This is a genomic window from Streptosporangium sp. G12, from assembly GCF_052983175.1.
The window spans coordinates 238419-248255 of record NZ_JBRIQO010000017.1; the positions used below are offsets into that span (position 1 = coordinate 238419).

Below are 9837 nucleotides of genomic sequence, written 5' to 3' on the forward strand. Positions count from 1 at the left end.
TTTCAGATCATGAAGCCGCTTGCGCCGCGGCGATGAGACCGGTCGTGGAGTGTCCGGGGACGCTGGGCAGGATCACGACCTCGCCGCCGGCCCGCCGAACCGCCTCGGTCTCGGGCATCTCGCGACCGGTGTAGTCACCGCCCTTCACCCACACATCCGGGCGCAGATGGCCGATCAGCACGCAGGGGGTGTCGTCGTCGAAGACGGCCACGGCGTCCACGCACTCCAGCGCCCGCAGCACCTCGACCCGGTCGCGTTCGCTCACCACGGGGCGGCCTCGTCCCTTCAGGCGCCGGACGGACTCGTCGGAGTTGACGCAGACGATCAGCGCGTCGCCCAGGGCCCTGGCTCGGCGCAGCAGGCTGACATGGCCGGCGTGCAGCAGGTCGAAGCAGCCCCCTGTGGCGATCAGCCTGCCCCCGGCGGCCCGGACCAGGGCCGTCGTTCGCGAAACCGAACCCGCGAGGCTCTCCGGGCCGGAGACCGGGGGCGCGTCCGCCCGCGGGGTCGATGACCGGCGCCGCCGCGCGGGCCTGGGGAGCCGGACCGCCGCGGCTCCTCCCTGTTCGACGAATCGGGTGGCCTCGCCGACCGCCGTCGCGACCGCGTCCTCGGTGGAGGCGCCCTCGGCCAGGGCCAGCGCCGCCGCGCTCGCGAATCTGTCGCCCGCTCCGCAGGAGTCCCGCCCGGTGACGAGCGCGGGCGGCGGGATCCGGACGGGCTGGCCGCCCCGGCAGGCGAGCACGCTCCCTCGCTCGGCGAGCGTGACGGCCACCGCCTCCGCTCCGAGATCGCGGACCAGGTCGTAGGCGATCCTGTCCGGGGTGTTGCACGGCTCGGCGCACAGCAGCCGGGCTTCGGGCTCGCTCGGCGTGACGAGCGCGCAGCCGAGCGCGGGCAGGGCGCCCCGCGGATGCGGGTCCCAGATCACCGGTGCGGTGAGATCCCGCAGAAGGTCACGGCAGAGCTCCGCGACGCCGCGGCCGTAGTCGGAGACCAGGATCGCCCGGGCGGCCCGCAGCACGGTGGCGACGCGCTCGTCGGCGAGGCCCTGACCGGGCGGCCCGTCCACGAGGTCGTAGCGGAGCCTGCCGTGACTCATGTGGTGCGGGCCGCGCTCGTCCCCCTCGGCGCCCTGCGCCCAGCCGTCACCCGTGTCGATCCGGATCAGGGTCTGCCCTCGCGCCCGGACCCGCGTCTTGCATACGGTGGTGCCCCGCAGCGGCAGCCCCACCACCTCCACGTGATCGGCGAGCAGATCTTCCAGGCACCGGCCGGAGGCGTCGTTCCCGATCGCGGTGACCAGGACGACCTCGGCGCCGTCGCGCGCGGCGAGCAGGGCCGCCAGGCCGGCGCCACCCGGGCGCCGATGCTCTGACCGCCCGTCGACGACGGGAACCGGGGCGTCCGGGCACAGCCGTTCGGCGTCACCTTCGATGTCCACGTCGAGCAGCGAGTCCCCGAGGACCACGATCGGCCTAATCATGAGCTCTCCCGCGGCGGGAGAGCAGCGGAGGCGCCGTGCCTGTCGAAGTCCTGGCTCCGCCGGTCATGAGCATTCCTCCTCGATCGCCTCGCAGAGCACGTGGATCATCGCAAGGTGCACCTCCTGCACGGTGGCGGTGTCATCGGCGGGCACCGCGAAGGCCTCGTCGCAGAATTCGGCCAGCGGATTGGGCGCGGGGCCGGTCAGCGCCCAGGTCGTGAGGCCGCATTGGCGGGCGGCCTCGGCGGCCGCCACCACGTTGCGGCTCGTGCCGCTGGTGGACAGGCACATCAGTACGTCACCGAACCTTCCATGCGCCCGCACCTGGCGGGCGTATGTCTGCTCGGCGCCGTAGTCGTTGGTGATCGCGCTGACGGAGGAGGTGTCGGCGTGCAGCGGGATCGCCGCGTACGGGCGCCGGTCGTCGCGGTAGCGGCCGACCAGCTCCGCGGTCAGGTGCTGGGCTTCGGCGGCGGAGCCGCCGTTTCCGCAGACGAGCAGCCGGCCGCCGCCGCTCAGCACCGCGGCCAGCTTGCCTCCCCACGTGTAGATCTTGGGGATCTCGCCGTCCACGGCCGACAGCGCCGCGCTCAGCCGGGACAGATGAGGGTGCATGGCTCAGCCTTCCGCGACGGCGAACCGGTCCAGCCGGCCGCTGATCAGAGTCCGGTACACGGATTCGGTCTGGAGGGCCACGTGGGGCCAGCCGTATCGGACGCGGGCCCGCCGCGTTCCGGCCGTTCCGATCGTCTCTCGCAGGCCGGGGCGGGTCAGCAGGTCGTTCAACGCGCGGGCCAGGGCTCGCGGGCGGCGCGGAGGCACCAGCACACCGCAGCCGTCGACCGTGTCCAGGTGGCCGCCGACGGCGGAGGCGATCACGGGCAGCCCGCAGGCCATGGCCTCCACCGGGACCATGCCGAACGGTTCGTACCAGGGCACGCTCACCAGGACGTCGGCCGAGCGCATCAGGGCCGGGACCCTCTCACGGCCGACGCTGCCGATCAGACGCACCCTGCCGGTCAGGCCGTGGCCGGTGACCAGTTCGCGCAGCCGCCCGCTCTCGTCGTCGTCGGGCGCGCCGCCGGCGATCACCAGCTCGGCGTCCGGCACGTGGCGCAACGCCCGGACGATCGTGTCGACACCCTTGCGCGGCACCATGCGGCCGATGCTGAGAATGCGTGGCCGGCCGTCCCGGGACACCACCGGGCCGTCGGGGCGGAAGTGGTCCAGGTCGACCCCGCAGGGAACGACCGCGATCTTCCCCTCGAACATGCCCATCGCCCGCAGTTCCCGCACCTCGTCGGCGCAGGTCGCGATGACCGCGTGAGTTCGCCGCCCGATGTCGGCCTCGATGGCGATCCGCTCCGGCGGGCTGGTGTCGGCCGCTCCCTGCCAGCGCCGCTTGACGGTGCCCAGGGCGTGAAAGGTCTGCACGACCGGTATCCCGCAATCCCGCGCGGCCATGAGCGTGGCCAGGCCGCTCATCCAGAAGTGGGCGTGGGCCACATCCGGGGGGCCGGTCGCCCACCTGCGCGTGAGGTGAGCCGCGAAGGCGGGCATGTGCGGCAGCAGCTCGTCCTTGGGAAGCGGCTCCGGAGGGCCCGCGGGAACATGTTCGACGGTCACGCCGGGCGCGATGACCACGGTGTCCGGTTGGTCCCGCCCGCTACGGCGGGTGTGGATGACGACCTCGTGTCCCCTGCCCGCCAGCGCGACGGCCAGCCCCGCGACGTGAACGTTCTGCCCACCGGCGTCAACGCCTCCCAAGGCTGTGAGCGGGCTCGCGTGTTCCGATACCAAGGCGATCCTCATCGAACGACCTCCTTCACGGACGTCAGGCGATCGACGGCCTCGACGACCCGCTCGCTGTCCACCGACGAAAGGCACGGATGGTCCGGAACGGGACACTCCCTGGCCCGGCTGCCCCGGCAGAGGGCCTGCTGATCACCGAGCAGCACCGTCGGCACGCCGTACGGGGCCCAGCGGGCAGCCGGAACGACCGGGGCGAACAGGCTGACCACCGGCGTGCCGACCGCCGCGGCCAGATGCGCCGGGCCGGTGTTGGCGACGACGACCGCGCACGCTCCGGCGAGCACCGCGGCCAGCTGCGCGAAGGAGGTTCTCCCGCCGAGGTCGCGGGCGTGCGTCCCGGCGACCTTCGCGGTGAGTGCCCGCTCCGCGCGGCCACCGGTCACCACGACCCGCCGGTCCGCGCGAACCAGGTCCCGTACCGCCCGCGCCCAGCTCTCCGCGGGCCACGCTCTGGCCTGGACCGAAACGCCGGGATGCACGACCACGTAGCCGGGCGGCCCGGTGAGACGGCCGGCCTCGGGCAGCGGACGCCGTACGGCGAGCGCTCCGCCGTCTCCCCGCGGCAGGTCGAACCCCGCCGCCCTGACCAGGTCGAGCATGCGCTCGGCCTCCGGCACGTCCACAGTCTCGTCGACGATGTGCCGCAGATCCAGCAGCGAGCCGGCGTGGTCACCGCAGATCGCGGCGATCCTCGGCGTCCCGGCCAGCTTCAACAGCAGGGCGAGCGGCAGCGGCGACTGATGGAACGAGGTGAGGATCAATGCCTGTTCCGGGGCCGTCCTCCGCAGGATCCGCAGCAGCCGCAGCGCGTGCGCCCCCGTCATCGGCGACGGTTCGGGGTCGATCCACGGGGTCCGCCACTCCACCACCCGGGACACTCCGGGCAGCAACTCCCCCGCCGCCCGGCCATGCGGTCCCACCATCAGCACGACCTCCCGCGCGCCCTCGGCGACCGCGCGGATCGCGGGCCCGGCCAGCAGGACGTCGCCCGCGTTGTCCGGGCGGGCGATCAGAACGGTGCCGGCCGTCGCGGTGGTCATCGCCGCACCCGCAGCTCACCGCGGAGGCGGTGCGCGCACGCCGCCGGCGGGATGAGCACCGTCGTGATCACCATTCGCCGGACCTCCTCCTTCGTCCGGGGCCCGGGAGCGATGCGCCTCCAGGCGAACTCCGCGGTGAGCAGCGCCCACGCCGTCCCGGCCAGGGCGGCCACCCACCTGGGCCGCGTCACCGCCGTCGCGAGTGCGAGCGCGCCGAGACCGGTGGTCAGGGCGTGCCTGCGCAGGCGACCGGGCGCTCCGGTGGCGGCCCGCCAGGCAGGACCGTGCAGGTGGCGCATCAGCGCGTCGTCGGCGTTGCCACGCTGGAGGCGGACGCTGGCCCAGAATCCGTCGTCCCTGATCGGGTGGCGGGTGACACGCTCGCCCCGGACCAGCCGATATCCGGCCTTCGTCACGCGCAGGGCGAGATCGGCGTCCTCGCGGTAGGCCCGGGGGAAGCGCTCGTCGAACCCGCCGACCTTGCGCAGGACGTCGCGCCGGTAGGCCATGTCCGCGGTGATCCACCCGGCGTCGGTCAGGGCCGCGGTGTTGCGCTCGGCGTCGGTGGGCCGCCGGTCGGGCGGCAGCGGGACCTCGATGCGCCCCTGGCTGCCGCCCACCTCGCCGGGCAGGCCGACGAGATCGGCGCGCAGCGCCTTCTCCCAGCCGGGCTGGGGCACCACGTCGTCGTCCAGGAAGGCGACCCAGGGCGTTTCGGTGGCACGCCAGCCGGTGTTGCGGGCCGCGGCGGGCCCCCGTCCTCCCGAGCGCAGCAGCCGGACGTGGTCCGGCACCCGCAGCGGCTCGGCGGACGTGCCCGCGGGGCGGTCGTCGACCACGATCACCGCCGTCTCCGGGCCCAGCGCCGCCAACGCGGCGAGCGTGGCGGCGAGGCTGGGACGACCGATCGTGGGAATCACCACCGTGATCACGAAGCGAACGCCTCCCCCCTGCGAATCAGGTACGGGCCCAGCACCAGCAGATCCACCGGCGCGGAGCCGAAGCACTCCAGGGCGTCACGGGGGTCGTCGACCATCGGCCTTCCCGCCGTGTTGAGACTGGTGTTGACCAGCACCGGCAGCCCGGTGCGTACCTCGAACTCCTCCAGCGTCCGGGCGAGCAGCGGGTCGTGCGCCCGGTCGACCGTCTGGATCCTGGCGGTGCCGTCGACGTGCACGACGGCCGGGATCCGCTCGCGCCACTCGGGCCGGACATTGTGCACGAAGAGCATGTAGGGGCTGGGGACGGGACCTCCGTCGAAGATCTCGTGAGCCCGTTCGGCCAGCACCATCGGGGCGATGGGGCGAAACTGCTCGCGGCCCTTGACGTCGTTCAGCCGCTCGGTGTTGGCCTCCCACCCCGGATGGGCCAGGAGCGAGCGGCGGCCGAGCGCCCGCGGCCCGTACTCGCTGCGCCCCTGGAACCAGGCCACGATCCGGTCGGCGGCCAGTTCCGCCGCGACCGCGCGGGCCAGATCCGCGGGCCGCTCATAGGGCACCCGCGCCACCTGCAGCCAGGCGGCCAGTTCCTCGTCGCTCCAGCCTCGACCGAGATCGGCCCCCGGCATGGGCGCGGCCGGCTCGCCGAAGGCCTGGGCCAGGTGCAGCGCGCCGCCGAGCGCGGTGCCCGCGTCACCGGCCGCCGGCTGTACCCACAGCTCCTCGAAGGGTCCCTCGGCCAGCAGCCGCGTATTGGCGACACAGTTGAGCGCCACGCCTCCGGCCATGGTCAGGCGCCGATCGCCGGTCCGGCCGTGCAGCCAGCGGGCGAGGTCGAGCAGCACCTCCTCCAGGCACCTCTGGACGCTCGCCGCGAGGTCGGCGTGCTCCTCGGTCCAGGACTCACCCCTGGCCAGGGCCTTGGCATAGCCGCCCCAGTCGACGGGTTCGACCCGGAAACCGCCCTCGCCGTCTGTGTGGATCAGCTCGCGCAGCGCACCCAGGTGGCGCGGCTCGCCGTAGGAGGCCATGGCCATGACCTTGTACTCGTCGCTGGAGCGCAGGAAGCCCAGGTGCTCGGTGACCTCCTCGTACATCAGCCCGAGGGAGTGCGGCAGCTCCTGGGCGGCCAGGATCGTCAGTTCCCCGTCGCGGTAGTGCCCGGCCAGGTGGGAGACCGCCTCGCCTCGTCCGTCGCAGACCAGCACCGCCGAGTCCCGGTACGGCGCGGCCAGCCCCGCCGAGGCCGCGTGCGCGACGTGGTGGGGCACGTATCGGACCTGTGCGGAGTCCAGGCCCGGCAGGGCGGTGGCCAGGAAGGCCGGCGCCCTGCGGGCATAGGTGGTGCGCAGGTCCTCCCAGCCCTCGTCGAGACCCGGCCCGCCCGGCCGCACCAGGTCCGGGTCGTAGGAGTAGGCGACGGCGTCCAGGTCCTCGGGCCGCAGTCCCGCCTGCTCCAGGCACCAGGCCGCGGCGCGCTCCGGCAGTTCCCAGGCGGAGAAGGGAACCGGGCGCTTGCCGTGCTTACGCCGACTGAAACGCTCCTCCTCCGCGGCGGCGACGACCTCCCCGTCGACGACAAGGGCTGCCGCCGGATCATGAAAGATCGCATTTATGCCGAGAAATCTCATGGAGTGGCCTCTCGTTAGCTACCTAATGACTACCGAGAGCAGCGCTTCTCAAACGAGGAATTCGGACATAACCCCACTTAAGGAACAATAAGACTGTATTTTGTCACACTGAGTAGTCGCTGTGGGGTTTCAGTGTTTTTCTGACTGGGTAACGGCGGCTCTCGCAGAGAACAGGCGTGAAATTTCAGGAGCGGGAGAGGTTTGATGTCCAACCGAAAACGACCGGCCGCCGTCCTTTTCGACCGCGACGGCACCCTCATCGTGAATGTCCCCCACAACCGCGATCCCCGCCGGGTGCGGCCCATGCCCGGCGCGCCGGCCGCGCTGGACCGGCTCCGCCGAACAGGCGTGCCGATCGGGGTGGTCACCAACCAGTCGGGCGTGGCCAGGGGCCTCATCGGCGTCGAGGAACTGTACGAGGTGAACTCCCGGGTGGAGGCGCTCCTGGGGCCGTTCGACGTCTGGGCGGTGTGCTCACACGGCGAGGACGACGGGTGCGGGTGTCGTAAGCCCGCCCCCGGGCTCATCTTGAGGGCGGCGGCGGTCCTCGGCGTGAGCGCCCGCGACTGCGTGGTGATCGGAGACATCGGCCGGGACATGGAGGCCGCCCGGGCGGCCGGAGCGAGAGGCATTCTCGTGCCGACCCCGGAGACCCTGCCCCAGGAGGTGACGGCGGCGCCCGAGACCGCCGCCGATCTCGTCACAGCGGTGGAGAGGGTGATCCGATGAGAATCCTGCTGTGGCATGTGCATGGCTCGTGGGCCACCGCGTTCGTCCAGGGCGGCCACGACTACCTGGTGCCCGTCGTCCCGGGCCGGGGCCCCGACGGACGCGGCCGGGCGCTCACCTACCCGTGGCCGCCGAACGTGCGCGAGGTCTCCTGGGACCGGTTACGTGAAGAGGACGTCGACGCGGTCGTCCTCCAGCGGCCGCACGAGGCCGATCTCGTCGAGCGCTGGCTCGGCCGCCGCCCCGGCCACGACCTTCCCGCCGTATACGTCGAGCACAACACCCCCACCGGAGCCATCCCGCACACCCGGCACCACCTCGCCGACCGTACCGATATCACGCTGGTCCACGTCACCTACTTCAACGACCTGTTCTGGGATTCGGGCCGCGCCCCCACCCGCGTGATCGAACACGGCGTCCCCGATCCCGGCTACCGCTACACCGGTGACCTCCCTCGCGCGGGCGTCGTCGTCAACGAGCCCGTCCGGCGCCGCCGGGTCGCCGGAACCGACCTGCTGCCCACCTTCGCGAAGGCCGTACCGCTCGACGTCTTCGGCATGAAGGTGACCGGCCTGCCGCAGCGGCTCGGCCTTCCCCTCGGGACCTTCGAGGATCTGCCACAGGAGGTGATGCACTCCGAGCTCGCCCGCCGCCGCGTCTACCTGCACCCCTACCGATGGACCTCACTCGGCCTCGCCCTCATCGAGGCCATGCTCCTCGGACTGCCCGTCGTCGCTCTCGCCGGCACCGAAGCCGTCGAAGCCGTACCTCCCGGGGCGGGGATCGTCTCCACCCGCGTCGCCACCCTGACCGCCGCCCTTGAGGGCTTCGTCGCCGATCCCGCCCGAGCGGCAGTGATCGGTAAAGCCGCACGCGCCGCCGCTCTCACCCGCTACGGCCTGGCCCGCTTTCTGTCCGACTGGGACTTCCTGCTCCGCGAGGTTTGCACCCAACGGAAACTCAGCCGGTGGACCTGACATGTGGTTCAGTGCCCGCGCACATGTGGAACAGGGCCTGGTTCATGATGCCGGGTGAACGACGGCGCGTCACGCGCCATGGAGTGCCCGGCCTCCCACGCGCCTCCCGCACCATCCGCGGTTTTCGAGATCGGGCGGCGCCGAACGAACGGGACGTGACCCGCGTCCGGGCAGCCGGAAACGTCACCGACGAGACCATCCAGGTCATCGCCGCGGCCGGAAACGGTCTGACCGCCGCGTTCGCGATCAACGGCGACCTCGTCGAAGCCGATATGCGGGGCGCCCTCGCCTGCCGCCCCACCCTGCCCTGCGGGCCGGAGCCGATCGGAGAGGCCATGAGGAAACAGGGCACCGGCCGTTCACGGCCCACGAGGGCGGAACGGCCGGCGGTCCGGTCGCCGCGCCGGGACCCGGCACGGCGACCGGACGAATCAGATCCGGGTGGAGGCGCGGCGCCTGGACAGCGCCAGCCCAAGAGCGATCATGCCGACTCCCAGGACCAGGTGCAGCCAGTTGTCGGCGTCGTTGACCGGGACGAAGTTGGCGGCACTGTCGTGGCCGACCAGCAGGCCGTACAGGAACAGAAGCAGGTAGACCACGCCGCCGCCGATGAGGTAGCCGCGCGCGGCCGACCAGGTGCGGGCCGCGAGGACACCGCCCACGCCGAACAGCAGGTGGACGATGTTGTGCAGAATCGACACCTCGAAGATGCCCAGAAGCATCGCGTCGGAGGTGTGACCGGCGAACTCCAGCGAGTCGTAGTTCGTCGTCACGCCGGGAACGAAGCCCAGCACTCCGACGAGCAGGAAAACGACACCGATGATCAGGGCCGCTGTCTGCAGCGGAGTCCGTACTCGTGTGTTCGCTGTGCTCATGACGCCCCCTTCGGAGAAAGGATCGGAGAACCCTCCGCTGCCCTCGTCGATTCGGTCTACACCCGTCTCCAGATCGGTCCGGCTCCGGGAAGTAGGCACACGAGTTTTCGTCAGGATCCCAGGACATCAACAGGAACGCGGACCGGCACGCCTCCTTCCGCCCGCCTCCGGTGGCCCGTCGCCTGCTCCGGGAAATCATCGCCCGGAAAACAGTTCGGACGGTCGTCCGGAGAGATGTGTGGTCGGAAGGAGACCGACGTGGAGCACATCAACCTTCCACGCCGGTCTCCTCGTGCGGGGTGCCGACGGGTTTGGACTCCGGGGAGCCACGCTGGCGCAGGTAGACCGA

At 72.0% G+C, this 9837-nt stretch carries 10 protein-coding genes; 2 read left to right on the top strand and 8 right to left on the bottom strand.

Annotated features, from left to right (window positions below; all coding sequences use genetic code 11):
* Positions 1–7 precede the first annotated feature (7 nt).
* The 6 genes from rfaE2 to ACVCAG_RS26150 all read right to left on the bottom strand — a co-directional run bounded on the left by rfaE2 (position 8) and on the right by ACVCAG_RS26150 (position 6907).
* The gene (rfaE2, locus tag ACVCAG_RS26125; RefSeq protein ID WP_440086821.1) at positions 8–1486 is read right to left on the bottom strand and encodes a D-glycero-beta-D-manno-heptose 1-phosphate adenylyltransferase; all 1479 of its coding nucleotides are present in this window, start codon (positions 1484–1486) and stop codon (positions 8–10) included.
* A 63-nt stretch (positions 1487–1549) separates the two neighbouring features.
* Positions 1550–2101 (bottom strand): SIS domain-containing protein, encoded by a 552-nt coding sequence (locus ACVCAG_RS26130; RefSeq protein WP_440086822.1) that lies wholly within the window; start codon positions 2099–2101, stop codon positions 1550–1552.
* Between the two features lie 3 nt (positions 2102–2104).
* A complete protein-coding gene (locus ACVCAG_RS26135; protein WP_447190463.1) occupies positions 2105–3253 on the bottom strand; it encodes a glycosyltransferase in 1149 nt (382 codons plus the stop codon).
* A gap of 41 nt (positions 3254–3294) precedes the next feature.
* Positions 3295–4338: a glycosyltransferase family 9 protein gene (locus ACVCAG_RS26140; RefSeq protein WP_440086824.1), complete on the bottom strand. Its 1044-nt coding sequence runs from the start codon at positions 4336–4338 to the stop codon at positions 3295–3297.
* A complete protein-coding gene (locus ACVCAG_RS26145) occupies positions 4335–5270 on the bottom strand; it encodes a glycosyltransferase (protein ID WP_440086825.1) in 936 nt (311 codons plus the stop codon). The genes ACVCAG_RS26140 and ACVCAG_RS26145 overlap by 4 nt, the downstream gene beginning before the upstream one ends.
* Entirely contained in the window at positions 5267–6907 is a 1641-nt protein-coding gene (locus ACVCAG_RS26150) for a carbamoyltransferase C-terminal domain-containing protein (RefSeq protein WP_440086826.1), read from the bottom strand. The genes ACVCAG_RS26145 and ACVCAG_RS26150 overlap by 4 nt, the downstream gene beginning before the upstream one ends.
* A 204-nt stretch (positions 6908–7111) precedes the next feature.
* On the opposite strand from ACVCAG_RS26150, the gene ACVCAG_RS26155 reads away from it, so the two are divergent.
* Positions 7112–7636 (top strand): D-glycero-alpha-D-manno-heptose-1,7-bisphosphate 7-phosphatase, encoded by a 525-nt coding sequence (locus ACVCAG_RS26155; protein WP_447190464.1) that lies wholly within the window; start codon positions 7112–7114, stop codon positions 7634–7636.
* On the top strand, positions 7633–8613 hold the full coding sequence (locus ACVCAG_RS26160) for a glycosyltransferase (RefSeq protein WP_447190465.1): 981 nt from the start codon (positions 7633–7635) through the stop codon (positions 8611–8613). The genes ACVCAG_RS26155 and ACVCAG_RS26160 overlap by 4 nt, the downstream gene beginning before the upstream one ends.
* Positions 8614–9044: 431 nt before the next feature.
* Here the strand turns inward: ACVCAG_RS26160 and ACVCAG_RS26165 are convergent, their stop codons facing one another.
* Complete coding sequence (locus ACVCAG_RS26165; RefSeq protein WP_447190466.1) at positions 9045–9488, bottom strand: DUF4383 domain-containing protein; 444 nt, start codon at positions 9486–9488, stop codon at positions 9045–9047.
* 268 nt (positions 9489–9756) lie between these two features.
* The coding region (locus tag ACVCAG_RS26170) for a DUF6766 family protein (RefSeq protein WP_440086835.1) at positions 9757–9837 on the bottom strand (81 nt) is incomplete at its 5' end.

Coding starts and splice junctions, on each gene's coding strand:
- ACVCAG_RS26155 (WP_447190464.1), top strand. CDS start 7,112: ATGTCCAACCGAAAACGACCGGCCGCCGTCCTTTTCGACCGCGACGGC.
- ACVCAG_RS26130 (WP_440086822.1), bottom strand. CDS start 2,101: ATGCACCCTCATCTGTCCCGGCTGAGCGCGGCGCTGTCGGCCGTGGAC.
- ACVCAG_RS26160 (WP_447190465.1), top strand. CDS start 7,633: ATGAGAATCCTGCTGTGGCATGTGCATGGCTCGTGGGCCACCGCGTTC.
- ACVCAG_RS26150 (WP_440086826.1), bottom strand. CDS start 6,907: ATGAGATTTCTCGGCATAAATGCGATCTTTCATGATCCGGCGGCAGCC.
- ACVCAG_RS26165 (WP_447190466.1), bottom strand. CDS start 9,488: ATGAGCACAGCGAACACACGAGTACGGACTCCGCTGCAGACAGCGGCC.
- ACVCAG_RS26140 (WP_440086824.1), bottom strand. CDS start 4,338: ATGACCACCGCGACGGCCGGCACCGTTCTGATCGCCCGCCCGGACAAC.
- rfaE2 (WP_440086821.1), bottom strand. CDS start 1,486: ATGATTAGGCCGATCGTGGTCCTCGGGGACTCGCTGCTCGACGTGGAC.